The organism is Nocardia sp. NPDC051911 (assembly GCF_040681035.1).
GTDB lineage: Bacteria > Actinomycetota > Actinomycetes > Mycobacteriales > Mycobacteriaceae > Nocardia > Nocardia sichangensis.
Genome location: NZ_JBFAXY010000016.1, coordinates 25881 through 41703 on the forward strand (window position 1 = coordinate 25881; position 15823 = coordinate 41703).

At 68.9% G+C, this 15823-nt stretch carries 10 protein-coding genes; all 10 read left to right on the plus strand.

Translation table 11 applies throughout. The annotated features are described in order from the left end of the window. Positions 1-21 precede the first annotated feature (21 nt). The 10 genes from AB0L97_RS20680 to AB0L97_RS20725 all read left to right on the plus strand — a co-directional run bounded on the left by AB0L97_RS20680 (position 22) and on the right by AB0L97_RS20725 (position 15822). Positions 22-1380: a PPE domain-containing protein gene (locus AB0L97_RS20680; RefSeq protein ID WP_364431857.1), complete on the plus strand. Its 1359-nt coding sequence runs from the start codon at positions 22-24 to the stop codon at positions 1378-1380. Between the two features lie 59 nt (positions 1381-1439). Next, entirely contained in the window at positions 1440-2270 is an 831-nt protein-coding gene (locus AB0L97_RS20685; protein ID WP_364431860.1) for an ESX secretion-associated protein EspG, read from the plus strand. Positions 2271-2304: 34 nt separating this feature from the next. Next, entirely contained in the window at positions 2305-3897 is a 1593-nt protein-coding gene (locus AB0L97_RS20690) for an AAA family ATPase (RefSeq protein WP_364431863.1), read from the plus strand. A gap of 34 nt (positions 3898-3931) precedes the next feature. Then, complete coding sequence (eccD, locus tag AB0L97_RS20695) at positions 3932-5455, plus strand: type VII secretion integral membrane protein EccD (RefSeq protein ID WP_364431866.1); 1524 nt, start codon at positions 3932-3934, stop codon at positions 5453-5455. Next, a complete protein-coding gene (gene mycP / locus AB0L97_RS20700; RefSeq protein WP_364431869.1) occupies positions 5455-6813 on the plus strand; it encodes a type VII secretion-associated serine protease mycosin in 1359 nt (452 codons plus the stop codon). Before eccD ends, mycP begins: the two co-directional genes overlap by 1 nt. Continuing rightward, the gene (gene eccE, locus AB0L97_RS20705) at positions 6810-8528 is read left to right on the plus strand and encodes a type VII secretion protein EccE (protein WP_364431872.1); all 1719 of its coding nucleotides are present in this window, start codon (positions 6810-6812) and stop codon (positions 8526-8528) included. Before mycP ends, eccE begins: the two co-directional genes overlap by 4 nt. Positions 8529-8544: 16 nt before the next feature. Beyond that, positions 8545-8898 carry a helix-turn-helix transcriptional regulator gene (locus AB0L97_RS20710; protein ID WP_039804933.1) on the plus strand — a complete coding sequence of 118 codons (354 nt, stop codon included), beginning with the start codon at positions 8545-8547 and terminating at the stop codon, positions 8896-8898. A gap of 77 nt (positions 8899-8975) precedes the next feature. Beyond that, positions 8976-10028 (plus strand): discoidin domain-containing protein, encoded by a 1053-nt coding sequence (locus AB0L97_RS20715; RefSeq protein ID WP_364431876.1) that lies wholly within the window; start codon positions 8976-8978, stop codon positions 10026-10028. Between the two features lies 1 nt (position 10029). Then, entirely contained in the window at positions 10030-10710 is a 681-nt protein-coding gene (locus tag AB0L97_RS20720) for a hypothetical protein (protein WP_364431879.1), read from the plus strand. A gap of 174 nt (positions 10711-10884) precedes the next feature. Next, a complete protein-coding gene (locus tag AB0L97_RS20725) occupies positions 10885-15822 on the plus strand; it encodes an NAD-glutamate dehydrogenase (RefSeq protein WP_364431882.1) in 4938 nt (1645 codons plus the stop codon). Position 15823 lies beyond the last annotated feature (1 nt).

The following is a 15823-nucleotide window of genomic DNA, read 5'->3' on the forward strand; positions in this document are numbered from 1 at the left end:
GCCCGAGCGAAAGCTGATGAGATGCTTGCTGTCGTATTCGGCGCGTTGGCACCGGAGGCGATCATCGCCCCGCTGCTCGCCGGCGATGGGGTTACCACGACGCGGTTGACCGCGAATGCCTACAGGGCTATGGCCATGCAATTGAATGCCGCCGCGGCCAACACCGAGGGCTCGATGCTCCAGATGAGCGGGACCTTTCAAGCGCTCACCTCTCAGCAGGCGCAGGCTGCGTTCCGTAAACACGCGGCATGGATGCGTGAGCAGGCCACAGTGGCGGAGACGACCGGCGAGTTGCTGGACCGAGCGGCTGACATCTGCTCCACGGCGAAGGCCGCCATGGCGGCGGTCGCCGCCAAGGTTGCCCAGGTGCGGTTGCAGGAGGGGATCGCGCTCGTCGGCGGCATGGGCCCGTTGAGCGGGCCCGCGGTCGCGGAAGCCGAAGTTGAGTTGCTCGCGCTCAGAGGCGCCGCCCTCGGGGTGATGGCCGGTTACGCCGGGGCACTGGTGCCCACGCTCGCCGCACTGCCGCCGCCGATCGAGGCGCCGCCCATTGTTACCGGCGGTGCAGGGCCGGACCCGCAGACGCAATACCCGTCGTACGACAATCCGGCCAACAATACCGAAAGCGGTCCAACTCAGACGCATACGTCGACCTCGTCGACGAGCGAGAGGTTGACCGGATCGGATAACGGCGGCTCCGAATCGGTCGGCGACAAGACCCCTACCGACACGACCCAACCCACCGATACGACTCAGCCGACGGATCCGACTCAGCCGACCGATCCGACTCAGCCGACGGATCCGGCGAACCCGGGCACCGATCCCGAGCAATTGGCGAACGCGGATCCCAGTAATTGGTCCGGTGATTCGGGAGCGAACGGCGTAGGAGACGGTGCCACAGACCAGTCCTGGCTCTATGGCACGTCGCAGAACTCGCCGACGTTGGCCGGATTGAGTGGTGGGGCCGGGAGTCTCGTCGCGCTGAATATGGCTCGCGGTGGCCTCGGATCGATGCCGGGCGCCTCGACCGGGTTCCGGATGCCCGCCAACTGGACGCCCGGAGCCGGAAGGGCATTCGGCGCCATGCCGCAGCAAGCGGCGTCCGGACCGATGGCCCGCAAGGGCCCGCCACGCGGTGCGGTCGCGCCCAAGGCGCGGATGCGACGACGCCGTAACGACGAGAAGAAGTCGTCGAAGGTGTTCGTACCAGGCGAAGCTCAAGATGTTCCGGTCCTCGAGCAAGCTCCCGTCATCGGGGTCATCGAGTACGACGACCGCGATGACAGGGACGAGCCGACGCCCGAACTGGTACTGGCGGTCGGCGTCATCGAGCCGGACGAAGACGAAGCGGTGCTCGCCTCCGCAGAACCTCCCCGGTGAAGCGCGCCGAGGTCGAATATCGAGTCGAGGGAGATGATCACAATGCATTCGGGGAAGGTGTGGAAGACGATCCAGTAGCAATCGACCTGAATGTCGATGCCGCCCTGCTGTTACAGCATTTGGTCGGCATCGATTCCTATCCGCCGGTATTGGCGCTGCTGCCGAATATCTACCGCATCGAGGATCGGGATCGGGTGCATGCCGTAGTCGCCGCGCAGCTCACCGAAGTGGGTGTGCTCGAGGACGGTCGCGTGCACCCGGTGGTCGAGCATTGGCTCACCAGTCTGTACCGCCCGGATGTGGAAATGGATGTCCGGATCCTGGATACCGGGTTGGATGGCGAGTCGAAGGGAATGCTGCGGATGTCGCTGGTGCGCGCGGGCGAGACCCATGTGCTCGCGGTGCGCTCCGATGACCACGTCGTCATTCAGTCGGTGTTCCAGCAGGACCGCCAGCTCGACACCTTGTCGGCCGCAGTCGCGTCCGCGCTCGGTCCGGCGCAGGCGTTGCGGTTCGAGTCGATCGCCGCGCCGGTCGAGCAATTCGGCGAGATTCCCGACGACCAGGACGAACGGCGGCGTGCCCTGGTGGAACTCGGTGCGGAACCGCATGCCGCCGCGGTGCTGAGCCGGGTTCTGGACGAGGTGGTACGACGGGCGGAGGTGGTGATGATCGAGCACCATGACGGTAGCTCGGCGGAGCCCGAATTCAGCGTGAACGTGCTGGATACCCTGTCGGGGCGAATCATCGTGACGCCGAGCGTCGCGATGGACGGACAGAAGTGGGCGAGATATGCGCCGGGCGACGACGCGGCCTTGCGGTCGGGTATCGGGGCGTTGGTCGACCTGCTGCCCGGTCGAAGTTGGTTCGACACCAGCAGACTGAACTGAACGTCGGACCGTGTTTGTCGAGAGGACGACGGAAATGAACCGAGCACCGAGCATCAACGGTCATTCGGCCGAGTCCGCGCGCGCTCGCGGTGGTTACGACGCGTACTTCGCACCGACGAACGAGCTGAGCGACGCGGCCGTCGCACCCGGCCCCGCCCCCGAGACCCGGCAGGACGCCGACAACCCCACCCTCGTCGACCCCGTGATCGGCGCTCCGCGTGAGCCACGGTCGCCCGCCGGGGAATCCGAGCCACGCTCCACACAGGCGATGGTGACGCCGCCGACTGGCGCGAGCACGCTGCCGCCGCAAATGAATGCGCAGGCAAGCGCGCCGCCGCCCCAGGCGAATGTCCCGCCCGCGCAGACGAGTACGCCACCACCTCAGTTCAATTCCGCTCCGCCGCAGGCGGGCACGCCTTCGCCGGATTACTCGGCGCCGCCCGCGGCAGCGCCGAGAGCAGCGCAACAGTATTCGGCACAGCAGCGGTCCGCCGAGCAGTACCGGGCCGAGCAGCAGTCCGCCACGCCGTCCCAAGCGATCGCGCGCACCGACGCCGCATCCGCGAATCAGGAGTGGTCGTCCGGCTCGGCGACCCCCTGGGTCCCCGAGCGCGTCGACCGCACCGCTTATGAGCCGACGCCGCGGATCGAGGTGCTGCCCGCCGCGCTCAGTTCGATCGAACTGCTCGCCGACATCTCCGCCGCGAAACGCGCGCAGCTGCGCTCCTCCTCGGGAATGCGGGGCGCGCTCAACAAAGTCGGTTTCAACCTCGGGCTCTCGCCCGCCGAACAGCGTGCCGAGGATCGCAAAGCGCGAATCCGGACCCAGCTGACCACTACCTATCAGATCGCGGTGATCAGCGTGAAGGGCGGCGTCGGCCGCACCACCACCGCGGCGACGCTCGGGTCGACCTTCGCGGGCCTGCGCCCGGACCGGGTGGTCGCGATCGACGCGAACCCGGACTTCGGCGATCTCTCCACCCGTACCTGCAGGCACCCGTACGGCCTGACGCTGCGCGATCTGGCGCAGTCCCAGAACCTCGACGCATTCTCCGCGGTGCAGTCGTTCACCTCGATCAATTCCTCCGATCTCGCGGTGATCGCGTCGCCATGGAGCACCGAGGCCACCGAGGCGTTGTCCGGCCGCGAGTACAGCACCGCCGTGGAAGTGCTGCGCAAGCACTTCAATCTGCTGGTGGTCGACTGCGGGACCGGCGTGCTGGATTCGGTCACGTCGACGGTGTTGCAGACCAGCGACGCCGTCGTGGTCGTCACTCCGGCCACCGTCGGCGGCGTGACCGGCGCGGTGGCCACACTGAACTGGCTGAGTTCCCATGGCCTGCAACATTTGATCGCGAAGTCGATCGTCGGCATCGTGCACCATCAGCCGCTGAAGCCGACCGTCGACGTGGACGCGATCGAGAAACTGTTCGAGAGCGCGCAGCGCCCCACCTGTGTGCTGCCCTACGACGCGCACTTGGCCGAGGGCGGCGAGATCGATCTGCGGCTGTTGGAGAAGGAGACCGTGCTCGCGTTCGAAGAGTTGGCCGCATGGCTGGCCGATGGATTCCCTGGATACCTCTCCAGCGGCGCCGACAACTCCGGTGACCGCGGAGGGTGGCGATGAGCGGGCGTAGCGAGCGAATCAGCGAGGCGGAGGCATGAGCACTGCCGTCGCGCCCGCGCCTGCCGGGACGCAGCCGTCGGCGGAGGTCGCACGGGCCCGGATCGCCGTGATGATCTCCACGTATCAGGTCGACGTCGTGGTGCCGACCAAGTTCACCATCGAGACCTTCATCGACGACCTGCTGGTCGTGCTGGCTTCGGCGATCGATGACGAGAACGTCGATTTCACGCCGCCGCAAGGTCAGTGGAGCCTGGCCCGCCCGGGCGAGCCGCCGATTCCACGCTGGCGCAGCCTTGCCGACCACGACATCGACGACGGCACGGTGTTGATGCTGTCGGTCGTCGAGTCGGCCGAGGTGTTCACGCCGGTGGTCGAGGACATCACCGACGCGCTCGCCCTGATCAACGAGCGCGAGTTCGCCGAATTCGACGCGAACACCGCCGCGATTGTCGGTCTGGCCGTGCTCGGCATCGGGGCCTCCGCGGTGGCCGCCATGCTGGCTTGGTCGTGGACCATGACCGGGTCGACCCTGTGGTGCGGCCTGCCCGCCCTGCTGCTCGGCGGGCTGTGCTGGGCGGGCGCCGCGCTGTCGCGCAGGCGCAACGCCGCGGCGACGATCACCCTCGGCCTGACGCTGGCGGCGACGCCGCTGCTGTTCGCCGGAGGGGCGATGCTGGTGCCGCCCGCCTACGACCAGCCGGGGCCGTTCGCCGCGGCCAATCTGGCGGCCGGGGCCGTGGTCGCCGCGGTGGCCGCCGCCACCATGATGCGGTTGAGCAGGATCGGCATCGCGACCCTGATGGCGGTCACGGTGCTCGGCATCGCGCTGACCATCGCGGCCCTGCCGTTGACCTACGTGGATCTGTCCGTCGGGCAGGTCGCCGGCGGCGTGGCGTTCGTCGGCATCGTGTTGTTGACCACGGCGCCACGCTTGGCCGTGGTCATCGCGCGCATCCGGCCGCCGGATCTGCCCGACCCGGGCAACGAGGTCTCCCCGACGACACTGACCGACATCTTCGACGCGGAGACGGTGCGCGAAGGGGACGAGCACACCGCGGTCGGCGAGCGGCAGCGCACTGCCGAGGAGGCCGGTATCGAGGGCCGAGCCCGGCTCGCGGTGACCAGCCTGCGTGGCCTGATCGCCGCGATCTCCACGGTGCTCGCGTCTTCCGCGGTGATCTCGGCCGCGGCCAGCCCCGGTGGGATCCGCGAGATCGTCATGGGCACCGCGATCGGCGGCCTGCTGGCGATGCGCGCTCGCTGGCACCCCGACCGCGTCCAGGCGATCGCGCTGATCGCCGGCTCCGTGGTCACCGTCTGCGGTGTCGGTTTCGTCGAGGTGGGCGCCTACGAGACCCCGGTCGCACGTCTCGTGGTCGGACTCGTGGTGGCGTTGGCGGCGTGCGTGGCGTGTATGGCCGCGCTCCGGCTGCCGGGCAAGCGGCTGTCCCCGGTCACCCGTCGTGTCATCGATCTGGTGGAGTACGCGCTGATCCTGGTGGTTCCGGTGCTCGCCTTCTGGATCATGGGCGTCTACACCGCTATGCGAGGGATCTGATGAAGGTCGGCAGTGCCGCGGTCGCGGTTCTCGCCGGGGTAATGCTGGCGATCACCGCCGCCCCCGCCGTCGCGCTGGAGCCGCCGCAGGTCGTGGTCGGCGCGCCGCCCGCGGACGACCCGCCGGGGCCCGAAGAGCCGATGAAGCAGCAGAAGGGCTGCCTGGCCGCGGGCGCGCTGCCCGATAGCGACCTCAGCCGTACTCCGCCGGCGGAACTGGCGCTGGATCTGCGCCGCGCCAAGGCGCTCAGCCGGGGCGCAGGCGTGACCGTCGCCGTCATCGACACAGGTGTGCAGCCGCACCCGCGCCTGCCCAACCTGGTGGGCGGTGGCGACTATCTCGCCGCGGGTGGCGACGGGCTGTCCGACTGCGACGCACACGGCACGCTGGTCGCCGGAATCATCGGGGCCACCTCCGATCCCGCGGACGGATTCTCCGGTGTGGCGCCGGACGCGCGGATCATCTCCATCCGCACCCGTTCCGGCGCGTTCAGTCCCGAACACCCGAGTTCTGATCCGAGCCAGCGGACCGCCGTCGAGATCCGGACGCTGGCGCGGGCGATCACTCGCGCCGCCAACCAGGGCGCCGGTGTGATCACCGTGTCACTGCCGATCTGTCTGCCGGTGGACGCGCAGCCCGATCAGTCCATGCTGTCGGCGGCCATCGGCTATGCCGTCCACGTGCGCGGCGCGCTCATCGTGGCCGGCGCGGGCAACGCAGGCGGCGGCGCCGGTTGCACGCAGAACCCGGACGTCGACCCGACACGCCCCGCTGACGCGCGCAACTGGCGCGACGTGAAGACGATCTCCACACCAGGATGGTTCGGCGCCGACGTGCTCACGGTCGGTTTCACCACCGCGACCGGCGCGCCCATGCCGGATTCGCTCACCGGACCGTGGGTTTCGGTCGCCGCGCCGGGCACCGGCATCGAATCGCTCGGCCCCGGCGGCGGTGGCCTGATCAACGGCGTCGGCGAACCGGACAAGCTCGTGCCCGTCGGCGGCGCGTCGTTCGCCGCGGCCTACGTCAGCGGTGTGGCCGCCCTGTTGCGCTCGCGCTTCCCCAATGAGACCCCACGCGAGATCGCCTCCCGCCTGCAAGCCAGCGCGCACGCCCCGGGACGCGGAATCGACAACATGGTGGGCGCGGGCATGGTCGATCCGCTCGCCGCCCTGAGCTACCGCACACCGCCGCAGCAACCCGCGGGCCTGTTCCAGTCCTCGGAACTGCCGATGCCTCCTCCGCCGCGCGCGAAGGACCTGCGTCCCGCGATCACCGCGACCGTCGTCATCCTCGCCGCCGTACTGCTCGGCCTGGCCGGCAGCCACTTGAATTCCGCGATGCGGAGGCGCCGGTGAGCTTTCCGAGCGTACGGGTCGCCGGCGTCGAGCGGGGTCCGTTCGCCGCCTTCGTCGTCGTCGGCAGCCCGCTGCTGGTCGGGCTGTCGGCCAAGACGCCGTGGTGGGTGAGCGCGGTGGTGGTCACCGTCCTGGTCGTGACGGTGACCGTCCGGGTGAACGGACGGACCGGTATGCGCTGGTTGCTGGACTGGGTGGCCTACCGCACCGGCCGGACCGCGCGGGCGCGCGAACGCACGCAGACCGCGCGCATTCGCGACGTGCAGGTCGCCGCGGGTGTGTGCGGCGTCAACGAGGCGGGTGACACGCTGATCGCGATGATCCAGCTCGCGCCGAACCTGGATCTGCCCACCGTCATCGCCGAGCGAACCCTCTATACCGAGGACACGATCCCGGTCGACCTGCTGCTTCCGATGCTGGACCACTTCGGCATCGCGGTCGACATCGACATCGTCACGACCGGTCAGCGGGTCCGCTCCAGCGGTAGCTACAGCATGCTCTACGACCAGCTGATCGGCTCGCACCCCGTGGTGGGAGACCGGCTGACCTGGTTGGTGGTCCGGCTCGATCAGGAACGCAATCTGGCGGCGCTGAGCAAGCGCGGGCCGTGCGCGGTGGTCGCCCCGCAAGCGCTGGCCAGCGCCACGCATCGGATCGCGGGCCGCCTGCGCGAGCGGGGTATCGCAGCGCACGCGCTGCCGGCCGCCGCCCTGCGGGACGCGACGCGCCTGCTGCACGCGGGAATCGAACTCTCCGACCTCCAGGAAACCTGGAGCAATCTACAGACGTCGTTGCCGGGCCGGTGTGTGACCAGCTTCCTGATCGACTGGTCCCGGCTGGGCGGGGTGGGTCTGGACGACTGCTGGACCTGGAACCGCGGCCGCACCACACTGGTGGTGAGCCTGACCTCCGACACCGAGGGGCCACGCGCGCTGGTCCGGTTCATCGGTCCGGCTGTCACCACCGAACTGCCGGACTACCTGCGACTACTGGGTGGCGACCAGTCCACGGCCTTGCTGGCATCGTTGCCAACCGGCGACTCGATCCGAGCCCTGCGCGGTTTCGAGTCCGGCGCCGACATCGCGCCGGAGGACCTCGCCGCCGAACTGGCCATCGCGATCGGCCCGAACGGTCAGATCCTCGGTGCGATCAGCGGCCAGCCACGTCACACCCTGGCGTTGCCGCTGTTCGACCCGGCCCGGTTCAACCCGCGCAGACGCACCATCGACGTCCATGCCAAGCTGCCCGTCGCCCAGCAGATCGTCCTGCGGGCGATGGTGGTCGGCGCGGACGTGGAGATCCATTCGGCGCGGCCGGACAGCTGGCGTCAACTGGTTACCGCGGTCGGCGACCCGCGCTCGATGCGCTTGGCCGACCCGGGCGACGGGCACGGCGCAGCAAACGGGGAAGCGGAGACGCCGGCCACCATCGCGGTCTTCGACCATCTGCCGCCGCGTGCGTCCAACGCGCACACGACGGTCACCATCAGCGAGCCCGGCGGTCCGCGCAGGCGCGCTGTCGATCTCGCGATCAACCAGGTCAGCGCGACCGCGGTGGACGTGAGCATCCCGATGCGCACGGTGCGGGTCGACCTGATCGAGCCGAGAGGCGAAACACGATATTTCGATACTGTCGACGGCCCGCCCGCGCATCCCGCGGGGGCATCCGGACCCGTGGTTGCACCTCCGCAACCCGGTGGCCGTCGCGTGAGCTGATGGGAGCGGTCGGTTAATGTCTATCACCGTGGTAGCGGACACCCATTCCGATGGCGGCGAACTCCCTCATCAGGACGCCGGGGACGCGCTGACCCCGAGACAGGCCGCCGCGGCGATCTTCTCCAGCCGATTGTCGGAGCTGATCGCGGAATCCGTCGTCTCCACCGAGGACGGATCGACGCGGTCGCTGACGCTCTACTCACTGGCGCAGCACCTGGAACTGGCCTACCCGGACGTGCCGGTGTCGCAGTCCGGCCTGTACCGGCTGATCCACGGTGACGCGATCCCGCGCCTGGACTTGGTGATCGCGCTGGCTCGCGTCTTCGACGTGCCGCCGGAGTACTTCGTGACCGAGGAGAAGAAGCGCTGACCCGGCCGGTCGGCTGTTCTCTCCAGCGGGAATAGCGGCCGCCTCGGCGAGCGCCGCGGGCCGGATACGATCCGGACATGCCCGCCGAGGACCCGGGAGATGTGTTTCTCCGTCATCGAGGTGCGGTCCTCGACGCACTGCTCGCTGATCCTTCGTTCGGGCCCTCCACGACGTCGTCCACGGTCGGCGCGGATTTCGGCGGCAGCGCCGAGCCGGGTGACAGCGCGGCTATCAGCGTCCAGTCGCTCGGGTTGCCCGATCTCGACTCGCAGCCGATGGACGTCGCGCCGCGGCGCCGCACCGGTGACGGCCCCAAGGCCAGTGAGCGGATTCTCGCGCTGCTGAACGGGCAGGCGCAGGATTCCACTCCGGCTATGGAGTTCGGGAACGACTTCTCCTCGGTCGCCGCGCGATCCACTGCGCAGGCTGAGGCGGAGCCGGAGCCGGAACGTCCGTCCACGGCCTCGGCCAACCGGCTCGCCCCCGCGCAGCAGGTCGCCAAGGACGCGCTCGTCCAGTTGCGCAAACCCAAAGTCGCGTTGATCGTGGCCGCGGTGATCGCCGTGCTGCTGTTGCTGCTGTTGATCACCACCGGCGGTGGTGCGAAGAACACAGCGCAGGACCAGGTTCTGGTGGTCACGCCGCCGCCGACCTCCGCCGCGCCTTCGACCTCGCCCGCTCCGCCGTCGAGCTCGATCATTCAGCCGAAGTCCGCGGAGTCGAAGTGCCCGCCCGGCAGTACCCCCGGCATGGACGCGTTCGGTGGGCAGGCAGGCAAGGCGTGGTCGTGCGTGCGGGCCTACAAGGTCGACGGTCAGGTCATCACCATCGATCTGGGCAAGACCTACCAGATCGATTCGATCGGGATCGTGCCCGGCTGGGACCACATCAGCGCGGACGGCACCGATCAATGGGCGAAATACCGCACCGTCAGCCGGGTTTCATACATGTTCGACGACGGCACCAAGACCGTCTACACGCAGCCGACGCTCGACCAGCGGACCTTGGTTGTGACCAAGCTGGCGCCCGCGGTGAGCGCCTCGAAGATCGTGTTGACCGTGCTCGAGTCCAAGGGCGATTCGTCGATCAACACCACCGCGATCTCCTCCATCGTCATCACGGGGCACTGAGGTGTCCACACTGCCCGAACTCGTCTGCCAGTACTGCGGCCACCGCAACACCGGCGCCGATGCCCGCTGCACCCATTGCGGAGCGCCGCTGCGCTCGGCCGTGGACACGGTGAAGTCCGTCGCGGAGCACCTGCCCGGTCAGGTCGCCGAAGTCGCCGAGAAGGTCGGCGGTGAAGCGAAAAGGTTTGTGGACAAAGCATATCCGCGCTGGCAGTGGCAAGCGGTGGGGGTGCTCGCGCTGCTGATGGTCGTGGCCGTCGTCTGGGGTCTATGGTCCTGTTCGCCGTCCCTGCCGTCGATCGCGCAGGGGAGCGCGCCGGTCCGGGCCATCCCGGATCTCCTCCGCACGGCCGCTAGCTGTCAACCATTGGATTCCGGCGGGCAGCGGGAGAAGTGCGTCATCGCCGCCTCCGACCCGATGCTGTTCGGCAATATCGCGGGCGGCCGGGACATGACCTTCTACGCCGAACTGCTACCGCAGGATCGCCTGGCCGACAGCATCTCTCGATGGCGCGGCGCGGGTGGTACGGCCCTCGTCGACGGTCCTGTCTACGCGGCGATCGGCCCCTCGGCAACCGTCTGGTACGCGGACACCCGGACCGGTCTGCGGTTGGAGACGAGCAACTTCGCCGGTCGAACGGGCGCGCAGACCTTCCTGTCGCGTGCGGGACTGGTCCGCTGACGTAGCAGCGCCCACTTCCGGCGGGGCCCGGAAATACCTGATCCCGGACGCCGCAACCCATGTCCGCGACAGAAAATTATTGTTACACTGTTGATTGTGCCGTTATCCAGCGGTACGTTATGTGAAGTACGAAACACGTACGAGCGCAGTTCTCGGGAAGGCAACGGATCGATGGTGGCAACCACCCAGCAGACGATTTCATCGAAGCGGTTCCGCGATGATCCGACCGATCTGGAAGCGGCGTACTTCCGGTGGATCCAGCCGGGGTCCTCGACGTCGGCGATCACGGATCGGGCCGAGCGGATCTTCCGTCAGCATCTGGAACTGGCGGCCACGCGCGCGCCCGGTTCGGCGACCACCCACGTCTACCGGCCGGACGACAGCGCCGGGGTCGGCGCCGCGATCCAGATCGTCAACGACGACATGCCGTTGCTGGTCGACTCGGTGACCGCCGCGCTGCGCCGCCTGGGCGCCACGGTCACCGAGGTCGTGCATCCGGTGTTCGACGTGTCGCGCGACGCCGACGGCCGGGCGCTGTCCATCGCACCCCGCGACGGTGTGGCCGAACCGGCGGCGGAGACCGACGGTCGGGCGTTGCGCGAGTCGTGGATCCACGTGCAGCTGGGCGCGGGTCTGTCCGACGAACTGGTCGACCGGATCGAACAGGCCCTGCCGCCGCTGCTGGCCGACCTGCGCCGCGTGGCCGACGACACGCCGACCATGGTCGAAGTGCTCAATACCGTTGCCGACCAGCTCGATCAGGCGGCGCAATGGGCGGGCGACGCGGAGATCCCGCAGACCGCCGGTCTGCTGCGTTGGCTGTCGGACGGGCACTTCACCCCGCTCGGCTACGGCTACTACCACTTCCGCCGCTCCGCGCCGAGCGCCGACGCCCCCTTCGAGCCGTGGCAGCTGCCCGGCACCGGGCTCGGCATCCTCGGCAACGGCGCCACCGCGGACATCAGCGTGCCCGTGGTCGGCGCGAAGCGCACCGTGCTGCGGATGGCCAACGGCTCCGTGGACTCGCTGCTGCCTGGCTCCCGCGATCTGTACTTCATCAGCGTGGCCGATTACGGCGCGAGCGACCCGAGCGGCCGTGCGGCCTGGGGCGATACCGTGAAGATGGTCAAGGGCGAACACGTCTTCGTCGGCACCTTCACCGTCGCGGGCCTGCACGAGAACATTCTCGACATCCCCGTCATCTCCCGGCGCGTGCTGCAGGTCATCGAATGGGCGGGCTTCGGCCTGGACTCGTTCTCCGGGCAGGCCATGCTGGAGATGATGCAGTCGTTCCCGCGGGTCGAGCTGTTCTCCACCGACGCGCGCAGGCTGTTCGAAACCGTCTCCGCGGTCATGAATCTGGGTCTGCGGCGGCAGGTGCGGCTGTTCATCCGGCGCGATTCGCGCAGCGACACCATCTACTGCCTGGTCTACATGCCGCGCGACCGCTACTCCACCGAGGTCCGCGTGCGCATGGGCGAGATCCTGCGCGAGCAGTTCGACGCCGAACAGATCGCGTACTCGGCGCGGGCCACCGAATCGGAGCTGGCCGTCGTCTACTTCACGGTGCACCGCAAGCCGGGCGCCGACGCCGCCGACATCTCCGAGGAGAATCGCGAGCGGATCCAGGAGCTGCTGCTGGCGACGACGTGGACCTGGGGCGACCGGCTGGTCGCCGAGGCCGCGGGCGCGTCCGACGTACCGCAGGCGCTGGCCACCGACTACGCGGCGGCCTTCCCCACCGGCTACCAGCAGGAGCACGAGCCCGCGCACGCGCTCACCGATCTGCGCCGCCTCGAGCGGCTGTCCGATGGGGAGATCGACACCGATCTCTACCGCCAGGGCGACTCCGCCGCACCGGAATGGCGTTTCACGCTCTACGTCGCGGGCGAGGGCATCTCGTTGAGCCGCGTGCTGCCGGTGCTGCACAGCCTCGGTGTGGAGGTGGTCGACGAGCGGCCCTACCGTGTCGTGCTGGCGGACCGGCCGGACCGCTGGATCTACGACTTCGGGCTGCGGGTGACCGCGGCGCCGTTGCGGGAAGCGCTCGCCGTCGAGCCGCTCGCGCAGCTGGCGCACTCCGTCGAGGCCGCGTCGCTGCCGGAAACCAGTGTGCGACGGCGTTTCCCGGATGCCGTGACCGCGATGTGGTTCGGCCGCGCCGAAGTCGACGGCCTCAACGAACTGGTCCTGCGCGCCGGCCTGCACTGGCGTGAGGTCGCCCTGCTGCGGGCCTACGCGAAGTACTTGCAGCAAGCCGGATTCGCCTACACCTTCGGCAACATCACCCGCGTGCTGCTCACCCATCCGGCGACGGCGCGGTCGTGCATCGAGTTGTTCGCGGCGTACTTCGACCCGGACGGCGTCGAGGCGGAGGCCGCGGGCCGGGCCGCGGAGATCGCCGAGCGGGTGCAGGCCGAGATCGACGCGGTGGTCAGCCTGGACACCGACCGCATCCTGCGCGCGCTGTTCGGTCTGATCGAGGCGACCCTGCGCACCAACTACTACCGGCGCGACGCGGCCGGAGCCGCGCTGGATTACCTGTCGCTCAAGCTCAATCCGCACGCGATCGCCGAACTGCCCAAGCCGAAGCCGCAGTTCGAGATCTTCGTGTACTCGCCGCGGGTGGAAGGCGTGCACCTGCGCTTCGGTTCGGTCGCGCGTGGCGGTCTGCGGTGGTCGGACCGGTTGGAGGACTTCCGCACCGAGATTCTCGGTCTGGTCAAAGCGCAAGCGGTGAAGAACGCGGTGATCGTGCCGGTCGGCGCCAAGGGCGGTTTCGTGGTCAAGCAGCCACCGGCGGCCACCGGCGATCCGGCGGCCGACCGGCAGGCCTTCGGCGCGGAAGGCGTCGCCTGCTATCGCACGTTCATCTCCGGCCTGCTGGACATCACCGACAACGTCGATCGCGCGACCGGCGAAGTGCTTCCGCCCGCGCAGGTGGTGCGTCGGGACGGTGACGACACCTATCTCGTGGTGGCTGCCGACAAGGGCACCGCGACGTTCTCCGATATCGCCAACGATGTGGCGCAGAGTTACGGTTTCTGGTTGGGTGACGCGTTCGCTTCGGGTGGTTCGGCGGGTTATGACCACAAGGCGATGGGCATCACGGCCAAGGGTGCGTGGGAGAGTGTCAAGCGGCACTTCCGTGAGATGGAGATCGATACCCAGACCCAGGACTTCACGGTGGTCGGTGTCGGCGACATGAGTGGTGACGTGTTCGGCAACGGCATGTTGTTGTCCGAGCACATTCGTCTGGTGGCCGCTTTCGACCACCGCCACATCTTCCTCGACCCGATTCCCGACGCCGCGCGTTCCTATCAGGAGCGGAAGCGGATGTTCGCGTTGCCGAGGTCGTCGTGGGCGGACTACGACACGTCGCTGATCAGCCCCGGCGGCGGCGTCTACGATCGCTCAGCCAAGGCGATCCCGGTGACGCCCGAGGTGCGCGCGGCGCTCGACCTGCCCGCGAGCGTCACCACCCTGTCGCCGCCGGAGATGATCAAAGCCATTCTCCTGGCTCCGGTGGATCTGTTGTGGAACGGCGGTATCGGCACCTACATCAAGGCGAGCACCGAGACCAACGCCGAGGTGGGCGACAAGTCCAACGACGCGGTCCGGGTGAATGCCGACCAGCTCCGGGTCAAAGTGATCGGCGAGGGCGGCAACCTGGGCGCGACGGCGCTGGGCCGGATCGAGTTCTCGCGCAACGGCGGACGGATGAACACCGACGCGCTGGACAACTCGGCGGGCGTGGACTGCTCCGACCACGAGGTCAATATCAAGATCCTGCTCGACGCCGTGGTCTCCAGCGGTGAACTCGCCGTCGACGAGCGCAACCCGTTGCTGGCCTCGATGACCGACGAGGTCTCCGAACTCGTGCTGCGCGACAACATCTCGCAGAACTTCCGGCTCGGGATGTCGCGGGCCGACGCGGCGGGCATGTCCGGGGTGCACGGCAGGCTGATCAACGACCTGGAGCAGCGCCGCGGTCTGGACCGCGAACTCGAGGCACTGCCGACCGAGGCGGAACTGGCTCGCCGCGCCGCCGAGGGGTTCGGGCTCAGCTCGCCCGAGCTGGCGAATCTGATGGCGCACGTCAAACTCTCGCTCAAGGCCGACCTGCTGGCCGGCGATCTGCTTGACAGCGCGGCGTTCGCGTCGGTGCTGCCCGCCTACTTCCCCGCGCCGCTGCGGGAGCGGTTCGCCACGGCGATCGGCAGGCACCCGCTGCGGCGCGAGATCGTGGCCACCGTCGTGATCAACGAGATGGTGGACTACGGCGGCATCACCTACGCCTTCCGGCTCGCGGAAGAGGCCGGGGCGACCACCGACGACGCGGTGCGCGCGTACAAGGCGGCGGTGGAGATCTTCGATCTGCACGCGCTGTGGGAGCGGATCAGGCAGACGCCGATGTCCACGGCGGCGCGCAACGAGCTGGAGCTGGAGACCAAGCGCACGCTGGATCGGGCCGCGCGCTGGCTGCTGTCCAACCGGCCGCAGCCGATCGCGATCGGCGCGGACATCGCCAGGTACCGCGACGGCGTGCGCGCCCTCTCCGGCCAGGTCCCCGGGTGGCTGACCGGCTACCTCAGCGACGACCTCGCCGAGCGTTCGCGGCGGTCGATCACCCGCGGCGCGCCGCGGGAACTCGCCGAGGAAGCGTTCGGCTTGATCCACCGCTTCCCGCTCCTGGACGTGATCGACCTGTCCGACATCGCCGATCGCGATCCCGCCGAGGTCGCGGCGCTGTACTACGCGCTCAACGAGCACTTCCAGATCGAACGGCTGGTGACCGCGGTGGGCGAGCTGGAGCGCGGCGGGCGCTGGCGGGCGCTGGCCCGGCTGGCGGTCCGCGAGGATCTCTACGATTCGCTGCGGTCGCTGACCCGCGACGTACTGACCGCGACCGAACCGCAGGACAGCACCGCGGAGAAGATCGCGTACTGGGAATCGACCAACCGGTCCCGGCTGGCCCGTGCCGGCGCGGCGCTGGCGCAGATCTTCGCGTCCGAGACGCACGATCTCGCGGCGCTCTCGGTGGCAGCGCGGCAGGTGCGCGGCATGGTCAGCGGCGGTGAGTCGACCGTCGCACCGACGGTCGCGGGCTGAT